Below are 19,174 nucleotides of genomic sequence, written 5' to 3'. Positions count from 1 at the left end.
AAACGCGACTTCCAACAGCCGTCTTTCTGCAAGCTGGCTCTGCTTGGCAAGCTCAGCCTCGTTTTGTAGTAGGCCTTTAAGGCGAGCGACACGCGGCTCTATGCGCCCGCGATCTCCCGCATAATCTAAACCCACGCCAATCAAACCAAACACCGTCTTTAGATAGAAAAACGCTGGCAACAGAAGCGTCAAACCAACGAATAGAGCCGTGCGGCGATGAAGACGAATCCAGTTCATGATCCCGGCCCGCTCTCGATTGGAGGCTCAACTTCTATATCGAGATGAAACTGCTCAAGTCCGGTATTACCAACAGCTGTTATGGCCTGCGGAGCAGTGACACTGGAGAACGCGGGCGTTTGCGCAAGAGTCTGCATGACGACAGCAGCATCGCGAGCTCTACCACGGACCCGCAGTTCGCGACCACGCATGGCGAAATGCATGATGTGGACTTCGTCCGAAAGGAGCTCCGTAAGCCGGGCGATCTCTATGTGGGGGTTTGGATAGTCGGAGACAAGCTCATTCGCCGCACGAATAGTTTCGTTGGCATCAACCATCGTCGCGCGCATCTCCGAAACCGCCTGAGACTCATTCTGAATCCTGGACTGCATGTACTCAAATCTATTGAAAGAGATTCTCTGCTGGACGGCAAACACCGCTACCGACACCAGCACCAAAACCAAAATGGAGCCTACCAGCAAGCCTGCTCGCATCAGACGCCGACGATACAAAGCCTCCCGCTGTCCTTCGCCGAAGCCTTGCAAAGTAACAAACGCGCCGTCGGCTTCTGCCCAAAGTTCAGTATTAATCGCATCGGGCAACTGTTCCACCGCCGCTTGATCGCGCTTCCACCGATCAACTGCAGAGCGTGAGGCTATAGCCATCGACACATGAATGAGCTGGGCATCACGGCCAGTCTCACTCCAGCCAAACACCGTGTCGTCAGACTTAAAGGGACTGGCTGCAGCAACCTCCATAGACAGCACCGAAGGAAGCTCCGATTCGGCCGCGATGGGAATACTCAGAGATCGACCGAGCACAAGAGCGTCATCGAGCAAATAGGCATCACAAGTCGCGGCACTCTGAGCCGCATTCGACTGAGGCAAGCCACCCTGAAAAAGCTGCACCTCATCTGCGTTGTGGAGCAGCACTGGCTCATCGAGGCGCTGGCGAATCGGCGACGTCGTGGAAAATAATAGCTCACGCCAAGCGGACAGCCATTGCTGCCCGATGTGACGCATATCGATGCCGAAGAGCATCCATTGACTACTTTGCACTGCCACCTTGATACGTTCTCTCTACACCTATTTCTTAAGTTGAGCTGTTCACCGCAGTTACGCGACCTAGTCACTAACTACTTTCCACTAGCCACTAACCACTAACTACACGGTTACTACACAGCCGGACCGGGCCTACTGACTATTCTCGCGGGCTCCGTTCGGTATATCCGCCACGGCAGCACGCCCACAGATGCTGACATCGATACCCAGCGGCGACGCAACCAAAACGTATCGCCTATCCTGACTAGCGCATCAATCCGATACCCCGTTGCACGCGCCGCTCCGATGCTGATGCCAGCAAAGGCCTGCCCAGCAGTATTAACTCTTTGCGCCGGCGTCAGTGTCTGCAGCATTCTCATACGCTGCTGCGCCTTTGCACCGGGGCGACTCAGGCCAATACTTCCGATCGGCACCGCTATGTAATCGCGCACGCGATCCCAGGTCCGGCGATTTACGCCGGGCACGCTCAACAAGTCCTCCAGCGCTTCCATTCGCACGCCCGCAGCGCCCTTTGGATCCCGGCGCCATTGTACAACAGCGTTCCCTAGAAACTGCGCCCGGGACTGGTCCAATGCGCCCGACAACTGGAATGCATTGGCCATCAAAGGCGCAGTTGCCGTATTGATATCCACCAACCACTCCGTCGGTACCGCCACCACATCAACCTGTACATCACCCAACTGGTAAACCTGCTGGGGTAGGCGAGCAACTCCATCATCCACGTAGAGTCCGTCTCGCATATCTGCAAGAAGGAGATTTACTGCCCCATCTCCAGCCGCTGATGCCTGCGCACGTCCCATGTGCAACTGGGCAAATCGAACATCAGTTCGCGCTGACATCACCACACCAGCAACCAGCAACGACATCCCCGCGATAAACCAAACCACAACCGCCAAGGCCACGCCCGATTCACTACGCGAGTAGGTACTCATTGAGCCACTTCCATGACGATATCCGGCCAATAACGTTCTGCCGACTGCAGCCGCAAACGCACCCAAGCCGGGGGGCCTCGGTCGTCCCACTCTGACAACCACTCACCCTCGCGCTCTCGGCGGTAGGCTACGGAAAACTCCTGCACGCCCTCGACTAACGTGCGCGCAGCGGCATTATTCCAATCGTCAATCTGACCCCGGGCGTCCATTTTCTGCCAGCGCAGCACTATATTTGGGTTTTCCCTGGCGACTCTGACCACAAAACTACCGCCGGCACTCTCGCCAAAGAGCATCGTAGTCTTCCAAATTAACTGCGTAGGTGACGACTCAAACACCGTCATTTCTGCACCGCCACCGCCGACGGTCAAACCTCCACTACTGCTTCCGACCACAGCGGACTCAAATGCGTCCCTCAGGAAACTACTAACACTTCTGATTTCATCGTTGCGATCTGTCACTTTATTCAGAGAGCTTTGCGTGGATGCCAAGGTACGCAAGCCGGTAACGGTAGCAAGCATCACCAGCGACAAAATGGTGACCGACACCATCATCTCTACCAATGTGAATCCTTGGCTCCTGGAGGGCATTAGCGCTCAGCACCTGCAACAACGGAATGCAGATTAATCTCACGCTGTCGCGTTCCGTCGGGCCAGGAAACGCGAACGTCTATGCGCTGCAAGCGTCCCCCACCCAGGGCGGAGCCTCGCGGCCGAACCACAGGAGACGCAGCAACCTGCCAAACGAAACCACCGCTGGTCTCGCCGTTCTTCTGCAAGCCCTCAACGGGCACAACGCTATTATCCGCAATCAGTGAGCGGCCAAGCTCTACTGCATAGGCGTAGCGTTGATCCGCGCGTACATTGCGCGTAGCGCCACCAACCGATTGATAAAGGGCTCCCAATGCCAGGCCAAGGATAGCCACAGCCACGACCATCTCTAACAGAGAGAACCCCTGCTGCTGTCTACCGAACCCAGACATCAACCGGGGGCCAACGCTGATTGCTCAACGCGGCCGACCAACCAGTCCACACTAATGCGGGTACCAGAACCATCGGCGCGAGCGATGTCCACACCGCCTCCACTGGCACTGCCATCGGGATAAAAACGAATAACGCCGATGTTCTCGCGGTTAAGTTCCGCAGCACCGTGGACAGTAATTCTGAGACCTTCAGGGAGAGTATGAGTCCGCTTGCCGTACCAGATACGCCGAGTAGAGGGCCGGACGCTTACATCCTGCACTCGCCCTGAAGATAGTGCCTGCTCGCGCGCCGAAGACAATAGAGTGACCGCGCTACGAACGGCTTGCCTGCGCTGCATGCCTTCGTAAAAGCGCACACTCGACGGCACCGCAGCCGCCATTATCAAGCCCGCGATCGCGAGTGCGACCAGAAGCTCTACCAGACTAAAACCTCGGGCATCCAACTGGCGATACCCAAGCATTGCCATAGTCTTATTGCCAGTTGCCGACGTCGGCATCTTCGCCATCACCGCCGGGAGAACCATTCTGACCGTAGCTAAAAATATCCAACTCGCCACGCTCTCCCGGGTACTTGTATAGGTAGTCCTGCTTCCAGGGATCCTGAGGTACATCTCCTTTGAGGTAAGGACCATTCCAACCTGCCGCACCACCGGGCTTGTTCACTAAAGCCGTTAAACCTTGAGCCGTGTTGGGATAACGACCCACGTCTAGCTTGTACATTTCCAATGCCTGCTCCAGATCACGGATCTGAATGAGCGCAGTTTTCGTCTTGGCGCCACCCAGTTGATTCAAGACCTGCGGCCCCACCAAACTCATGAGCAATCCAAGAATCGCGAGCACGACCAGCAACTCCATGAGCGTAAAACCCGATTGAGCGCGGTTTGTTCTTCGAAATCCACGTGACACTCTTTTTTCTTTACAGCTCATTGTTGTTTTCCTATCCATTGTCTCTTCAAACGCTTACCGCGTATTTCATATCTATTGTTTTGCAACCACTAGCGTGGCTTTAAGCCAGACGGCCATGTGGTTTACACCGCCAAATCGTTCACCGAAAGAATGCCCATAAGGATCGCTATGATGATTACGGCTATCACCGCACCCATGGTCAAAATGAGCAAAGGCTCCAGTAAAGTAAGACTGCGTTTCACGCCAGAGTTCACGTGATCGTCAAAAACTTTCGCCAGCTCAAGCATCATGGTGTCCATGGCGCCGGATTCCTCACCGACTCTGGTCATTTGAATCACCATCGGGGTAAACATCTTCGACTCGGCCAAGGCCACGGACATCCGCTGCCCGGCCTTCACGGCGGGCGGTAAGCTGCCAAGAGATGCCTTCAAAACCACGTTCTCTACAGTTCCGATTGCGATATCGATGGCTTTCAGCATCGGGACGCCATTACCCAGTAGCGTTCCTAACGTCCGCGCAAAACGCGCCATCTCAAACTCGAAGACGATTCCGCCGAATAAAGGGAGAGTGAGTAATCGCGCATGCCATCGCTGCTTCCCCGCATCACTACGCAACCAATTTCGCACTGCAACGACCGTCAGAGCGATAACTATCGCCAATAGCCAGAACCATGCTGTTACGAAATCCGCCGCGTTAATCACCACGCGCGTCAGGCTAGGCAGTGAATCCCCCATATCGTTAAAAAGTGTTTCAAACTGCGGCACCACAAAAGCCAGCATTACCACGATGGACAATACGGCTACGACTAGCAAAATCGCAGGGTAAATCAATGCGGAAACGACGCTGTCCCGCGTTGCCTTGGACTCTTCGAGGTGCGCCACAAGCCGATCAAGTACCGCGGACATCTCTCCGCTGGCTTCGCCACTGCGCAGCATGCTGAGATAAAATCGACCAAACAAATCTGAGTAGGGCTCGAGCGAAGCACTAAGGGCTTTACCGCCTTTAACCGACTTCAAAACATCCGACAGCAGTGCCGTCATAGAAGGTAGAGACGCCATTTCGATTAGCACTTTCAGAGACCGATCCAATGGCAGACCAGCGCGGAGTAGCACAGCCAGCTCAGTGGTCATGGACAACACATCCTGACGCGACGGAGGGCGACCGCTGCTGCGACCTACCGCACTTCCCGCTTCATCGCTGTTGAGAGAAAGAAGCGTAAGACCCCGAGCGCGCAACTGACGAGATGCCAGTTCTTGGCCGGCAGCCTCCAGGGTGCCGTCCACTGTTTTTCCATCGCGCCCTACAGCGCGGTAATAAAAGACCGCCATGGGGCTAGGCCGGCATCGGCTGGATGCGACTTACTTCGGCCGAAGCGCCCGCTGGCAGACTGTCCTCAGCCTCGCTCTGATCCTGCGTGACCCGAAGCACCTCCTCCAGAGAGCTCTCTCCAGCAACGACCTTACGAAGGCCATCCTCGTAGAGGGTAATCATGCCCTGAGAGCGCGCCGCGGTATGTAACTCCGAGGCATCCGCACCGGACTGAACCACTCCGCGAATCTCTTCGTCGAGCAAAAACAACTCATGGATACCCGTTCGTCCAGAATAACCGCTTTGCAAACAGTGCTCGCAACCCCTAGCTTCGTATACGGTCCGCTGCCCCGGGGGCAAGAAGCGCTTGATACCGCACTGGGCGATTGCAGTGTCGGACAGTTCGACGGGAGCCTTGCAATGGGTGCAAAGCCTACGAATCAGTCGCTGAGCCAAAACGCCGTTTACCGATGAGGTAATAAGGTAGCGCTCGATTCCCATGTCTTCTAAACGCGTGATGGCTCCCGCTGCCGTATTGGTGTGGAGCGTGGACAACACGAGGTGACCCGTAAGTGCGGACTGCACCCCTATCTGGGCTGTTTCGCCATCGCGCATCTCACCGATCATGATGATGTCTGGGTCCTGACGCAGAATGGCGCGCAGTGCCCGGGCAAAAGAGAGTTCTATCTGCGCCTGCACCTGAATCTGGTTGACGCCGGCGAGTTGATACTCCACGGGATCCTCAACGGTAATGATCTTGCGATCCCGCGTTTCCATCGAGGCGAGGGACGCGTAGAGCGTCGTCGTTTTACCGGAGCCCGTTGGCCCCGTCACCAAGAGCACGCCGTGAGGTCTTGCCAGCAATTGCTGGTAGCGCAGTAAGGTATCTTCACTAAAACCCATGTCCGGCAGCGACAGCTGGATACTCTCTCTATCGAGCACCCGCATGACGATACTTTCGCCGTGCACCGTTGGGATCGTGGACACACGAAGGTCCAGTTCATGGCCCTTCACCCGCGTCATGATTCGCCCGTCTTGGGGCAAACGTCGCTCCGCAATGTTCATATGGGAGAGTAGTTTTATACGCGAGGCAATCGCCGGAGCCAGGCTCGCAGAAGGAGGATCGGCCATGTCCTGCAAAACGCCGTCAACGCGATAGCGTAAGTGCAGACCATCCTCGAAAGGTTCAATGTGAATATCTGAGGCAGAGAGATCCAGTGCACGGTGAATCAACTGATTCACCAATCGAATTACCGGAGCCTCGCTGGCCAGGTCTCGAAGATGCTCAATGAATTCATCGTCGCTCTGCCCCGCAAATTGATCGAGTCCCTCGTCGTCCTCCTCTTCAGAGCCGCTATCGCTCAGCATTTGCTCAAGGGCACGGGAAATATCGCTGTCAGTCCCGAGCATCAGCTTGATGGGACGATCCACAGCCATGGCCAGCGCTTTGCTCAGATAGCTGTCTTGCGGAACGGCAGCCGCAAAAGATGCTTCGGCATCGGACAGCGCTACGGGGATGACGTTATTACTAACCAGAAACTCTCGGGCAAGACCCTCGGGAATCGGTGGGGCCTCGGGATAATCAGAGGCAGCAAGCAGCGGTATATCCAACTGTTCACTCAAGGCCTGGGCGACGTCAACTTCTGACACCAAGCCCAGCTTCACGAGAACACGACCAAAAAGGTCTCCCATTTCAGCCTGTGCCAGCAAACTGCGCTCGACATCGCGTGCAGAGAGCTTGCCCTGAGCGATAAGTATTTCGCCGAGTTTCTTAGTGACCACCGTCTACAAACCCTTTTGCACGACCGTTAAACCCGACCTTTATGACCGAGAATTCATATCTACGAACAGTAGTCCGTCTACATGAGACGTCTCAGTGGCCAGTAAATTCACATCAGTTTATCACAGGGCGGGTATCAGCCCGCCCGAAAACAACCGTCGCGCAGCACCCAATCAGGCAGAGAACTCATAGTCTTTGAACTGCTCTCGCAATCCTACTTTGTGGATTTTGCCCGTAGCTCCGTGGGGCAGCTCATCAACAAACTCGACAGCATCGGGTGTCCACCATTTGGCAATCTTGCCATCAAACCAGGCAAGCATTTCCTCGGCAGTGAGATCTTGTCCTTCGGCACCTTTCACCACAACCAGTAAAGGTCGCTCGGACCACTTGGGATGATAGCGACCTATCACCGCTGCCTCAGCAACCTTGGGGTGATCCGTCGCCGCGTTCTCTACATCGATCGACGAGATCCACTCACCACCGGACTTGATCACATCCTTAGTACGGTCAGTGATCGCCATGTAGCCGGTAGGATCTATAGTCGCGACGTCGCCCGTTTCAAACCAGCCTTCCTCGGAGTGAGCACTGGAGTCCTCACCAAGATCGTAATAATCAGAGCAGATCCATGGGCCGCGAACCTTCAGCGAGCCAAAGGCTTCGCCATCCCAGGGCAGCTCCTTGCCTTCATCATCCACAATCTTCATCTCAACACCAAAAATCGGCCTACCGGCTTTTAGGCGCTGCTTGGCGAAGCCCTCTTCAGTGTACTCGGCTCGAGCGGCAGTGCACTCGTTCACCGAGCCCAAAGGACTCATCTCGGTCATTCCCCAACCGACGCGTGTCTCCACACCGTAACGGTCGAAGTCCTCCATCACGGATAACGGGCAGGCGGCACCACCTACAATCACGCGATCCAGAGTTTCTACCGTCATACCCGACTGCTTGAGGTAAGCAAGCAGGCCAAGCCAAACGGTGGGCACACCAGCGGACATGGTGACGCCCTCGTCGTTGATGAGCGCGGCAAGAGTTTCGCCATCGCCCATCTTGTTGCCAGGGAACACCAGCTTAGCTCCCACCATGGGGCAAGCGTAAGGCGTGCCCCAGGCATTGACATGAAACATGGGTACGATAGGCAGAACTGCATCACGACTCGACAGCCCCATGGCATCAGGCATCAGCGTGGCATAGGCATGGAGCATCGTAGATCTATGAGAGTACAAAACGCCCTTGGGATTGCCTGTGGTGCCTGAGGTGTAGCAGAGGGCGCAAGCCTCATTCTCATCCAGCTGCGGCCATTCAAAAACATCAGAATGGCTATGCACGAGGTCTTCATAGCAGCTGACGTTCTCTAGACTAGTCTCGGGCATATGTTCTTTAGTCGTGAGTACAACCCACTCTCGCACCTTCGGACATTGCGCCGCTACCGCCTCCACCAGCGGCACAAAGTCTGCGTCAACAAACACCACCTGATCTTCAGCGTGATTAATGATGTAGACGATCTGCTCCGGAAACAGACGCGGGTTGATGGTGTGGCACACATATCCACTGCATGCAGCCGCGTAATAGGTTTCAAAATGGCGATAGTCATTCCACGCGAGGGTTGCAATACGGTCACCTCTGGAAAGACCCCACCCTGCTATGCCATTGGCTAGTTGTCTCGTGCGTTTGAATGCATCGTTGTAGGTGTATCGATGACGGGGGTTATCGCGAGTAACTGAGACGATTTCCTTGTGGCCATGTACACGCTCGGCATGAGACATGATTGAAGTAATCGTCAGTGAGGCATCCATCATCAAACCGTTCATTGAGAACTCCTGTGAGCAAAGTGCTGTTTATTTCAGCTTTTATGTAAGTTTTGATCTACGTCGTTACGAGTTGCGCGACAGAATTGCTAAACCGGCGTTTTTTTTAAAAGTCCAAGCAACAGTCCAAGCAACCGTCCAAGCCTAAATGACTTGCCAATTGTCCTCATACCGCGCCGCGGCACCCTCTCGCTCTAGTTTAATCAAGTGTGCCTCCATGGACAGCTTTGCCCAAGGATGCAGACTCGGATCGACATCGTCGTACACTTGCTGAACAAGCGTGTCGAGATCGCACAAGCCCAGCGCTTCGAGCCCCTTGAGCACCTTCGCCTCTCTCGCAAGACGATGGGCCACCAAACCCTCGATCTCAGCTTGGCTATCGTCTATGACTTCACCATGTCCCGGAGCAATACAAGCCACGGGGTACTCGAGCAGCATTTTTAAAGCTGCTATGTAGGCCTGCATGTCCCCTCCCGGAGGGATGATGACAACGGTGCTGCCATTCATCACGTGATCGCCCGCGAACAACATTCCATCGTCTTCCAGCAAGAAGCAGTAGTGATTGCTGACATGTCCGGGGGTATGAAGCGCGAGCAAAGATAGCTCGTCAGTCTTTAACCGGTATTCATGTTCGAGCGTGACATCAGGAGCAAAGGTCTCGTCTTGGTGATCATCGCCCTCGGGCAAAGCTCCGATAACCGTCGCACCGGTAGCTTCCGCTACCGCTTTCCAGGCCGGCGAATGATCAGGGTGGGTATGCGTGCAAACGATATAGCGAATACGTCCCGCTCCCGCAGCCAGGATCGCATCGATGTGCGATTCAATCGCCGGACCCGGGTCCAGAACGATCACCTCCTCATCACCAAGAAGGTAGGTATTCGTCCCGGGACCTGTCATCGCACCTGGATTTGGCGCCACCAGGCGACGGACGCGGGTACTTAAACGCCAGGGTTTTCCGTGTTCCAGCATGTCAGATCAACTGTGCAATGGGGACCAGAGGATCGACATCGGCGTCGTAGTCTACGCCGTCAACCTCAAAGCCAAAGAGCTGCAAAAACTCCTGCCGATAGCCCGCAAAATCCGAAAGCTCATGCAGGTTCTCTGTCGCCACCTGCTCCCAAAGCTCGCCTACAGCCGCCTGCACCGCAGGATCCAGCTCCTTGCCATCTGCACGCAAGCGGCCTTCATCATCCAGATGAGGTTCTTCCGCATACAGCGAGTCCCGGAACAAGCCATCGACCTGCTCAATACAACCTTCGTGGGTTCCCCGCGCCTTCATTACCTTAAACAGGATGGCCAGATAAATTGGCATCGCAGGTATTGCCGCACTTGCTTGCGTTACCACGGCCTTGAGTACCGAAACCCGCGCGTCACCACCCTTGGCCGCGAGTCGCTCTCGAATGTCCAGCACGCGCCGATCAAGGTCTTTCTTGGCCGCACCAATCGTGCCGTGCCAATAAATGTCCCAGGTCAGCTTCTCGCCAACATAGGTGTATGCCGTGGTCTTGGCACCATCGGCAAGAACCCCTGCCTCATCCAGGGCTTCGATCCAGAACTGCCAATCTTCACCACCCATGACCGCCACGGTGTTGTCGATTTCTTCCTGACTAGCAGGCTCTAAGTGAAACTCCTGGATTTCGCCTTTATCGGTGTTTATGCCTTTTTGAGTGGTCGCACTGCCAATGGGCTTCAAAGTCGAGCTATGAACTTCACCTGTCTTGGGGTGCTGTCGCCGAGGTGAAGCAAGGCTGTACACAACGAGATCCACCTGCCCCATGTGGCTGCGGATTTCTTCGATTGCCCGCTGTTTTACTTCGTCGCTAAAGGCGTCACCGTTGATGCTTTTGGCGTATAGCCCGGCCGCTTCCGCTTCCGCATGAAAAGCCGCTGAGTTATACCAACCCGCAGTGCCAGGCTTACGCTCGGTGCCTTCCTTTTCAAAGAAAACACCCAGAGTTTCCGCTCCGCTTCCAAAGGCAGAAACGATTCTCGATGCCAAGCCATAACCCGTTGAGGATCCGATGACTAGCACGCGCTTCGGCCCGTCTACTACATCACCGTTACCTTGCACATAGGCTATCTGCCGACGAACGTTTTCAGCGCAGCCTACCGGGTGGGTTGTCGTACAAAGAAAGCCGCGAACGCGGGGCTTGATGACCATAAAACGCTACCTTTTTTCATCGTGTTTCACGACGGATGTTTTGACAGCAAAAGAGGCACAAAAAGGCCACTCGGCACTGCCTTCAAAGGAGCAGAATTCTAGCACAGGGTTTTCGCCCTAGCGGTGATCCCGTCGGTTGCTTATCCAGACCGTTTGGTAAGGCTGAAGAAGCATTTGTTGCTTGTTACAGTCTTCGCCAGAGATGAGATCTGACCAGTCCTGAGCCTCAATGAGGTTAATGTCACTGAGCTGCAGATGCTCCGCTTCGTTACTTACATTGGTGATGCAAAAAATGCTCTGTCGCCGATCAGAACTCTGGCGCCAGAATCCGAAGAGCGTAGATCCGAGGTGCAAGGTGAACTGTGTCGCGTTGGGATGGAATGCCGACTGCTTTTGGCGGATTGCCAGCAGATCCATAATGCCTTGGAAAACCTTCGCGTGGTCAGATTGCGCATCCCCAAGCTGTGCCTCCAGTTCATCAAGCTGCCATTGATGCCTGTTGATCGAGCGATTCTGCCCCGTCGCTTCGAGGCGTTCGAGATCGTTCCTAGTTCCAAGCAAACTGTGAATGTAGATACCGGGGATACCCTCTAAACCCAGCATGATCGCGTGGGCACACACAAAACGTTGAAGGCCATGCTCATCGGCGCCGGCGACCGTACCTTGCAGCGCATCAATCAGAGCGATGTTGATCTCGTAGGGCTTGTTTTGCCCGTTTTCCAATGCTCGATAAGACACATGCCCACCAAAGCGTCGCATAGTACTGATGAGAGTTTGCAGCTCCTCATCAGACAGCAAACCCTCTGCAGGTCGCAAACCAATACCATCGTGGGAGGCAATAAAATTGAAGTACGCAGTGCCGTGTTGCGGGGGCGGCATACTCATCATCCACTGCTTTAGATAAAAACAATCTCCGGTCACCAGGGTGTTAACCAACAGAGGTGGTAGCGAGAAGTTGTATACGCAGTGCGCTTCGTTACCATTCCCAAAGTATGAGAGGTTTTCCTGATTGGGGATGTTTGTCTCAGTGATGATCATCGCATCACCGCGAGCATGCTCTATCAAAGTCCGCAGCAGGCGAACAATCTCATGGGTCTTTCGCAGATTGAGGGAACTGGTTCCCGGTTTTTTCCAGAGAAACGCAACGGCGTCGAGACGAAAAATTCGCACGCCGTTATCCAGGTAGTGGCGCACGATCTCCACCATGCGCTTGAGCACCTCAGGGTTTCTGAAATTGAGGTCAACCTGATCGTGGCTGAAGGTGCACCAAACGTGCCGCGTCCCATCAACCGCCTCTACCTCGCGCAAAAGAGGCGACGTCCGCGGGCGCACCACCAAAGACAAATCGTCCTTGGGTGACGCCGTCGCAAAGTAATCAATACCCGGTTCTTTGTTCTGCAAAAAGTTAGCGAACCACTGGCTCTCGCTTGAGCAATGATTGATCACCAGATCGCCCATGAGGTTGTACTTGGCGCCAATGGCAAGCACATCATCCCACTCGCCTAAGGACTCGTTTACCTTCAGGTAGTCGATCACGGAAAAGCCGTCGTCAGAGCTCCAGGGGCAAAACGGTAGGATGTGCACACCGGTGATACAGCCATCCGCATAGTGATCAAGCCAGTACTTTAAGGTCTGAAGCGGCGCCTGACCTTCTTGCTGAATGCTGTCGCCGTAGGTAATCATCAAGGCATCGCGCTGATCCCAATGATTAAGATAGGGGTTGGGCTGCGGCATATCGTCCTGCAGCCGCATGATCTTGAGGAGGTCCACGGCGAGCGCGTGCATCTCGGAACTCACTTCGCCACCTGCATAGATGACGGAGAGCTGCTGTGCTACTCGATAGGCTAGACCGTGGACTTTGTCCCGACCGCCGTCGTGGAAGCCTGGTTGCTCAGCTGGGGGCATACTCCGCGGTGTCCTCTTCCACTGCCTGCAACAGCCGATCACGTACTGTGGGCATTGCGCTACTCACCCGAGACCAGCTCGGAATAAATGGCCTCTCCATGGGGCGATCCAGAAACGCCTCACCGGCCTTCATGATGTTTTCAGCAAAGAGCTCCACCGCTCGCTCCTCGCTGTGCAAATCATATTCGAGACCGTTCATCACTGCATCATTGTGATAGGTCTCCACAAAATCCAGTGCTACGCGGTAGTAGCTCGCTTTTAGAGAGCGGAAACTCTCCGTGCTGAAGACCACACCGCGCGTTGCCAATTTTCTAAACAAGGCCTTGCTGATATCGATGGACATACGAGACAGCCCCGCCGACGCGTCGTCCGCCGAGAGTTGCTGATGCTTATGATCGTAGGTGTCTGCGATATCCGCCTGACACAGACGATTATTCGCGTAATTTCGATGCATCTCGGACAACACGCCAATCTCGAGCCCCCAGTCACTAGGGATACGTAGATCGTTAAGGACATCGCGGCGGAAGGAAAACTCCCCCGCCAGAGGATAGCGAAAGCTATCCATGTAATTGATGTATTCCATGTCGCCCTGAGTCTTTTTTAAGGCTCGCAATAGGGGGGTCACCAGGAGCCGACTCACTCGTCCATTGATCTTACCGTTGGCGACACGCGCGTAGTAACCCTTACAAAACTCGTAGTTAAAATTTGGATTGGCGACGGGATAAATCAATCTGGCGAGTAGCGAACGATCATAAGTCAGCACATCGCAGTCGTGCAGCGCTATGGATTCCACTCGGTTCGCAGCCAGGATATAGCCCATGCAATACCAGACATTACGACCCTTCCCAAGCTCGCGCGGAGCGAGATCCATTTCCCGGAGCTCCTCGTCAATAGCCTTCAATCGCGGTCCATCGTTCCAAAGGACCCGATGAGGCTGTGGTAGTCGAGAAAAGAACTTAAGAGCATCTCGATACTGATCTTCCGTCGCCTGATCCAGGCCGATCACTATCTGTTCCAGGTAAGGAACCTTCGCCAAATGATCGACAATACGGGGCAATGCCTCGCCTTCAAGCTCGGAATACAAAGAAGGCAACAGCAGTCCCATGGGTCTTGCTTTACTAAAGCCAACGAGCTCTGCCTCCAGGTCCTCTACGGGCCTGTTAGAGAGATTGTGCAGAGTAGTAATGATGCCGTTCTGGTAAAAATCCGCCATGCTTTAAACTTCCTCACGCGACTTATAAAGGCCACGCAACCATTCGCGCACCCCGACTGACCAAGCTTCTGGACCGAACCCTTCCCCGACGATAACGCCGGAATCACGCTCCAACTCCGGCAGGGCACGGTTGTGCGCAGGAATCTGTAAAGCATGGCGGGCTACTTCTAGCATGGGGACATCGTTCTCTCCATCCCCTACAGCTAGATCATAAACAGCCGAAGCCCCGGCTGCCAGCGAGTATTCCTGACGAAGCCATAAAAGCGCCTGACCTTTATCACAATCGCCCGACACACTGTAAAAACGCCCGCCCTTTAGCACCCGCGCGCCGGATGCTTTCATGCCACGCAAAAAGAGTTCCAGTTGTTGATCACTTCCCCGCCACTGCACAGGCTCGCTGTACTCTCGCTGGTTAGCCAAAGCCGCTTTTTCAAGGCTTAAACCTGTCATCTCGGCAATGCCGGCAGTTCCTGCCGTGGCAAAGTCCAAAAAGCAGCCCGGCATTTCCAGTCGATATTGGTCCAGGACCTCATTCCAGTGTGTGCGAGAGGGTGCAAGCTCGCGCACCCAAAAGCCCTCTCGAAGCTCGGTGCCCTCCGGCTGCTTCTGAAAATAGCGCTCCGGTATGTAAATCGCGGCACCGTTCTCCGCAATAAAAGGATGCTCATTCTCCAGCTCATGCCGTAACTCAAGCATCTCGGCGCGAGTTTTACTCGACGCGAGAACAACGGGAATCCGCATCTCTTCAAGCACCTGAAGCACAGGTTTTGCGGGTTCATAACTGTAGTCATCATGGTCCAGAAGGGAGCCGTCGAGATCAGTGACAACTAGATGTACCGTTGAGCTCACCGCGTTTGCTCCAGTCCTTCAGCGCTTACGATTCTACGATCCTCATCTAATTGAAATAACACGTCGGCACGCTCAGGCAGATCGCGCAAACATTGTCGCGTATAACGCTCAAAGTACTGTACAAACCGTCTTAGCGACGCATCATCCATGAGGCCTTCCCCTTTCCCGCCCACCGCTTCGCGAAGCTTCTGCTCCTGCTCACTGCGCCAACGCAGCACCTGCTCAAATCCTGGAGCCGCCAGCATGACCCAGATATCCAACTCAGCGTAGAGTGGCTCGTAGCTCTCTTTGAGCAGCCGATTAGAGTAGCCACGCCAGAGACCCCCGCCATCCTCATCACGTTCCAGCGCATTACAGGGCTTTTCCAGCGTAACGGGTAACTCGCTACGAGCACCCAGGCACCAGCCCTCCAGAATGATCACATCCACAGGGGTGTCGAAGGTCGACCATGCCGATATTGGAGCCCGATCATCGATAGACTTATCAAAGCGCGGGACAGCGGTTGTGTCGGGGGACGCTTGACTCAGCTCACTGAGAGTACGGCGCAAGAGACCCACATCATGGGTGCCCGGAACACCGCGCGTTTTAAGCAAAGGATGCACCGTAGCCGCCAGATCTTGCCGCTCAGCAAGGGTGAGATAAAAGTCATCTAAAGAAAGAGCCGCAGCACTCAGTCCATAGTCGTGGGTCAAGCACTCACAAAGGTAGTCGCCCAAGGTGCTCTTACCCGACCCCTGACTGCCGTTTAGACCCACCTTCAAGGAGGCACCCTGCTTCCGCCTGCGCTCTTCGAGCTGCTTAGCCAGGGGCGCAAAAAACCTGTCGGCAGCATCTAGATAGCTCTCGGGCAGGCGATGGGTATCAAGGAAGCTCTGCTGCCATGGTTTCACGCTTCTCTATCTACCCCTCTGCGTCGTCATCTATCAAAGAAGGAGTTTACGAATATCTCCAAGAAGTGCACAGAGCTCAGTCAGAAAACGTCCCGCATCGCCGCCATTAACAACGCGGTGATCATAAGAAAGGCCTAGAGGCAGCTGTAGTCGCGGCTGGAAGGCTTGACCGTCCCACACCGGCTGTGTATCTGCCCGACTCACTCCAAGAATCGCAACCTCTGGGGCGTTGACGATTGGGGTAAAGCCACGACCGCCGATGGACCCTAAGCTCGACACAGTGAAGCCACCACCCTGCATATCCGACGGCTTGAGCTTGCGCTCTCGGGCCTTACCCGCAAGTTCAATAACTTCATCAGCAAGCTCCCACAGTGTCTTCTGATCCACATCACGAATGACAGGAACGACCAAACCTGCAGGCGTATCAACTGCCATGCCGATATGCACGTAGCGCTTGAATGTCAGCGTGCTGCCACCATCGCTCAACGATGAATTCAGCTTCTCGTTGTTTTTCAGTGCGACTGCACAGGCTTTGAGCAAAAAGGGTAAGGGCGTTAAACGTGTTCCGCGCTTCTCTGCCTCGCCTTTCAGAGACTTTCTAAAGGCTTCCATCTCGGTGATGTCCGCATCATCGAACTGAGTCACGTGAGGAACATTGAGCCAGCTTCGCTGCATATTGGCAGCGGTGACCTTGTCGATTTTGCTGCGTTCCACCACTTCCACAGGACCGAACGCTGAGAAGTCCACGTCTGGTACAGCAGGAATACCCGCGCCACCGCTGTTGGATTCCTGAGAGGCAAGCGCTTTGCTGACGTAAGAGTGCAGATCCTCTTTAAGAATGCGTCCACGAGGACCGCTGCTCTTTACCGATTCGAGAGGCACGCCAAACTCTCTGGCGAGGCGTCGAACCGCAGGTCCTGCATAGACAGAAGCACCGCTCGACCTGGTACCAGTTTTGGCCGTCTCTTTGGCAGGCGCCGGCGCACTTACTTGAGCTGGTTTTGCAGCGGCGGCGGAATCTGCAGCCGCAGCTGGCTTAGCTTGAGCGGCAGGCTCATCGTTACTTTTACCTTCGCTTTCACTTTGGACAACTGCCACCGCATCAAGGAGCAAGAGGACGTCGCCTTCTTTAACTTGCGTGCCCTCTTCTACCATCAACGCTTTGACAACTCCGGTGGCCGGCGACGGAACTTCCATAGACGCTTTATCCGTCTCTAGCACCACGAGTGTGTCGCCTTCTGAAATGCTATCGCCAACACTCACGGAAACTTCAATCAAGTCGACCGGCTCGTCAGTACCAATGTCCGGCACAGGGACCTCCAGCGTCTGGCTCGCCGCAGGCGCCGGCTCACTGGTCCTGGTCTCTTCTGGAGTGGGGTTGGAGGATTCTGCTGATGCGGACTCCGTAGCTCCTTCGCCGCGAGCAGAGCCATCAGCGCTAGACACTTCAGCATCGGCGCCCGCGACTTCGATAACCGCAACAGCGGCGCCCTCAGCGAGCTCATCACCATCTTTTGCCAACACCTCCACGACCGTCCCGGCGACGGTCGAAGGGATTTCCATTGATGCTTTATCCGACTCGAGTACCAGAAGCCCCTGATCGACCTCAACGGTATCGCCGGGGCTTACCAAAACCTCGACGACCTCGGCGGCATCTGAACCACCGATATCAGGGACTAGGACTGTTTCCTGTGCCACGGACTCTCTCCTCGCTAGACGCGCTATCAAGCGCTGTATTAGCTACTTTTATATTGTTGTAGGATCTACTTTGTTCGGGTCGATACCCAGTGCGTCGCGGGCAGTCGCCACCTCTTCGGCACTGATATCCCCGCGAGCAGCGAGGGCATTCAAAGAAGCCAGCACCACGAATTCCCGGCTGACCTCAAAGAAGTGTCGTAGCTTCGCACGAGTGTCGCTGCGTCCAAAGCCATCGGTTCCAAGAACATAAAGCGGCGCTGGACAAGCGGAGCGAAGCTGTTCAGAAAAGCTCTTCATGTAGTCTGTCGCGATTACCACAGGAGCATCGCTTCCCTGCAGCTGCTCGGTGAAAAAGGCCGTACGAGACTCTTCGCCCGGGTTCAGCATATTCCAGCGCTCAACCTGCTTAATGTCGCGCTGAAGCTCGTTGATACTCGGCAGGCTCCACACCTCGGCGTCCACGCCGTAATCATTGCGGAGCATTTCTGCAGCTGCTTCTACTTCGCGCAAAATCGTACCCGCGCCACACAGGCGCACGCGAGGCGCATCGCCCTCAGCGCTCTTCAAGCGATACATGCCTTTCACGATGCCCGTTTCTACGCCTTCAGGCATCGCCGGCTGGGGGTAGTTCTCGTTCATCGTGGTGATGTAGTAGAAGCGATTTTCACGCTCGGAATACATACGACGCATGCCATCCTGAATGATGACCGCCAGTTCGTAAGCGTAGGTAGGGTCGTAACTCACACAGTTCGGGATGGTCGATGCCAACAGTAGACTATGGCCGTCCTGGTGCTGCAAACCCTCTCCGTTGAGCGTCGTGCGTCCGGACGTCGCCCCCATAAGGAAGCCTCGAGCCTGGCTATCGCCCGCAGCCCACAGCAGGTCGCCGATACGCTGGAAACCGAACATGGAGTAAAAGATGTAGAACGGCACCATCGGAAAGTTACTGGTGCTGTAGGACGTGGCCGCCGCCAGCCAAGCTGAACCTGCACCCGCTTCGTTGATTCCTTCCTCCAGAATTTGACCCTTGATGTCTTCCTTATAGAACATGATCTGATCGGAATCATGGGGGGTGTAACGCTGCCCCACAGAGGAGTAAATACCCAACTGTCGGAACATACCTTCCATACCGAAGGTTCGTGCCTCGTCAGGCACAATCGGTACTACACGGTGACCAATGGCTTTATCTTTGGCCAGGGCCGATAGGATTCGCACAAACGCCATGGTTGTCGAGACCTGACGCTCGCCGCTACTTTTTATCTGAGCCGAGAAAGCGTCCAGACCCGGTACCGGAAGCACTTGCGCCTCGCTTCGCCGTGCGGGGATACATCCGCCAAGCTTACGACGCTGCTCGCGCATGTAGCGCATTTCCGGGCTATTCTCGTCGGGCTTGTAGTAAGGCACCGACGCCAAATCCTCATCATCGATGGGAATCGCAAAACGATCGCGGAACGCCCTCAGGGATTCCATATTC

At 55.0% G+C, this 19,174-nt stretch carries 17 protein-coding genes and 1 pseudogene; all 18 read right to left on the bottom strand.

Features of this window, described 5'->3' with window-relative positions:
* Nucleotides 1–237 (bottom strand): annotated as a pseudogene (locus AB8B76_RS12790) (type II secretion system protein GspM); the annotation flags it as partial.
* The gene (locus tag AB8B76_RS12785) at nucleotides 234–1,280 is read right to left on the bottom strand and encodes a PilN domain-containing protein (RefSeq protein ID WP_405273024.1); all 1,047 of its coding nucleotides are present in this window, start codon (nucleotides 1,278–1,280) and stop codon (nucleotides 234–236) included. The pseudogene AB8B76_RS12790 and the gene AB8B76_RS12785, both read right to left, overlap by 4 nt.
* A gap of 110 nt (nucleotides 1,281–1,390) precedes the next feature.
* Complete coding sequence (locus tag AB8B76_RS12780) at nucleotides 1,391–2,209, bottom strand: hypothetical protein (RefSeq protein WP_405273022.1); 819 nt, start codon at nucleotides 2,207–2,209, stop codon at nucleotides 1,391–1,393.
* Nucleotides 2,206–2,796 carry a type II secretion system protein J gene (locus tag AB8B76_RS12775; RefSeq protein ID WP_405273020.1) on the bottom strand — a complete coding sequence of 197 codons (591 nt, stop codon included), beginning with the start codon at nucleotides 2,794–2,796 and terminating at the stop codon, nucleotides 2,206–2,208. The genes AB8B76_RS12780 and AB8B76_RS12775 overlap by 4 nt, the downstream gene beginning before the upstream one ends.
* Nucleotides 2,796–3,188 carry a prepilin-type N-terminal cleavage/methylation domain-containing protein gene (locus AB8B76_RS12770; RefSeq protein WP_405273018.1) on the bottom strand — a complete coding sequence of 131 codons (393 nt, stop codon included), beginning with the start codon at nucleotides 3,186–3,188 and terminating at the stop codon, nucleotides 2,796–2,798. The genes AB8B76_RS12775 and AB8B76_RS12770 overlap by 1 nt, the downstream gene beginning before the upstream one ends.
* Nucleotides 3,188–3,685 (bottom strand): Tfp pilus assembly protein FimT/FimU, encoded by a 498-nt coding sequence (locus AB8B76_RS12765; protein ID WP_405273016.1) that lies wholly within the window; start codon nucleotides 3,683–3,685, stop codon nucleotides 3,188–3,190. The genes AB8B76_RS12770 and AB8B76_RS12765 overlap by 1 nt, the downstream gene beginning before the upstream one ends.
* The gene (gene gspG, locus AB8B76_RS12760; protein ID WP_405273014.1) at nucleotides 3,660–4,094 is read right to left on the bottom strand and encodes a type II secretion system major pseudopilin GspG; all 435 of its coding nucleotides are present in this window, start codon (nucleotides 4,092–4,094) and stop codon (nucleotides 3,660–3,662) included. Before gspG ends, AB8B76_RS12765 begins: the two co-directional genes overlap by 26 nt.
* A gap of 122 nt (nucleotides 4,095–4,216) precedes the next feature.
* Nucleotides 4,217–5,422 (bottom strand): type II secretion system F family protein, encoded by a 1,206-nt coding sequence (locus AB8B76_RS12755; protein ID WP_405273013.1) that lies wholly within the window; start codon nucleotides 5,420–5,422, stop codon nucleotides 4,217–4,219.
* A gap of 4 nt (nucleotides 5,423–5,426) precedes the next feature.
* The gene (locus tag AB8B76_RS12750; RefSeq protein ID WP_405273012.1) at nucleotides 5,427–7,184 is read right to left on the bottom strand and encodes a GspE/PulE family protein; all 1,758 of its coding nucleotides are present in this window, start codon (nucleotides 7,182–7,184) and stop codon (nucleotides 5,427–5,429) included.
* 171 nt (nucleotides 7,185–7,355) lie between these two features.
* Nucleotides 7,356–8,987, bottom strand: coding sequence for a 3-(methylthio)propionyl-CoA ligase (locus AB8B76_RS12745; protein ID WP_405273010.1), 1,632 nt, complete (start codon nucleotides 8,985–8,987; stop codon nucleotides 7,356–7,358).
* A gap of 141 nt (nucleotides 8,988–9,128) precedes the next feature.
* Nucleotides 9,129–9,953: an MBL fold metallo-hydrolase gene (locus tag AB8B76_RS12740; protein ID WP_405273008.1), complete on the bottom strand. Its 825-nt coding sequence runs from the start codon at nucleotides 9,951–9,953 to the stop codon at nucleotides 9,129–9,131.
* Between the two features lies 1 nt (nucleotide 9,954).
* Nucleotides 9,955–11,145: an enoyl-ACP reductase FabV gene (gene fabV, locus AB8B76_RS12735; RefSeq protein ID WP_405273006.1), complete on the bottom strand. Its 1,191-nt coding sequence runs from the start codon at nucleotides 11,143–11,145 to the stop codon at nucleotides 9,955–9,957.
* Between the two features lie 117 nt (nucleotides 11,146–11,262).
* Entirely contained in the window at nucleotides 11,263–13,050 is a 1,788-nt protein-coding gene (locus tag AB8B76_RS12730) for a sugar phosphorylase (RefSeq protein ID WP_405273004.1), read from the bottom strand.
* Nucleotides 13,037–14,263, bottom strand: a complete 1,227-nt coding sequence (locus AB8B76_RS12725) for a glycosyl transferase (protein ID WP_405273002.1) — start codon at nucleotides 14,261–14,263, stop codon at nucleotides 13,037–13,039. The genes AB8B76_RS12730 and AB8B76_RS12725 overlap by 14 nt, the downstream gene beginning before the upstream one ends.
* 3 nt (nucleotides 14,264–14,266) lie before the next feature.
* Nucleotides 14,267–15,112, bottom strand: a complete 846-nt coding sequence (locus AB8B76_RS12720; RefSeq protein WP_405273000.1) for an HAD-IIB family hydrolase — start codon at nucleotides 15,110–15,112, stop codon at nucleotides 14,267–14,269.
* Complete coding sequence (locus AB8B76_RS12715) at nucleotides 15,109–16,002, bottom strand: hypothetical protein (RefSeq protein ID WP_405272998.1); 894 nt, start codon at nucleotides 16,000–16,002, stop codon at nucleotides 15,109–15,111. The genes AB8B76_RS12720 and AB8B76_RS12715 overlap by 4 nt, the downstream gene beginning before the upstream one ends.
* A gap of 33 nt (nucleotides 16,003–16,035) precedes the next feature.
* On the bottom strand, nucleotides 16,036–17,700 hold the full coding sequence (gene aceF, locus AB8B76_RS12710; protein ID WP_405272996.1) for a dihydrolipoyllysine-residue acetyltransferase: 1,665 nt from the start codon (nucleotides 17,698–17,700) through the stop codon (nucleotides 16,036–16,038).
* 48 nt (nucleotides 17,701–17,748) lie between these two features.
* Nucleotides 17,749–19,174: transketolase-like TK C-terminal-containing protein (locus AB8B76_RS12705; protein WP_405272994.1), on the bottom strand; the 1,426-nt coding region annotated here is incomplete at its 5' end.

It is taken from the genome of Congregibacter sp., assembly GCF_045107095.1.
GTDB lineage: Bacteria > Pseudomonadota > Gammaproteobacteria > Pseudomonadales > Halieaceae > Congregibacter.
The sequence above is the reverse complement of the archived record's forward strand: the minus strand, read 5'-3'. Positions and strand labels throughout refer to the sequence as shown.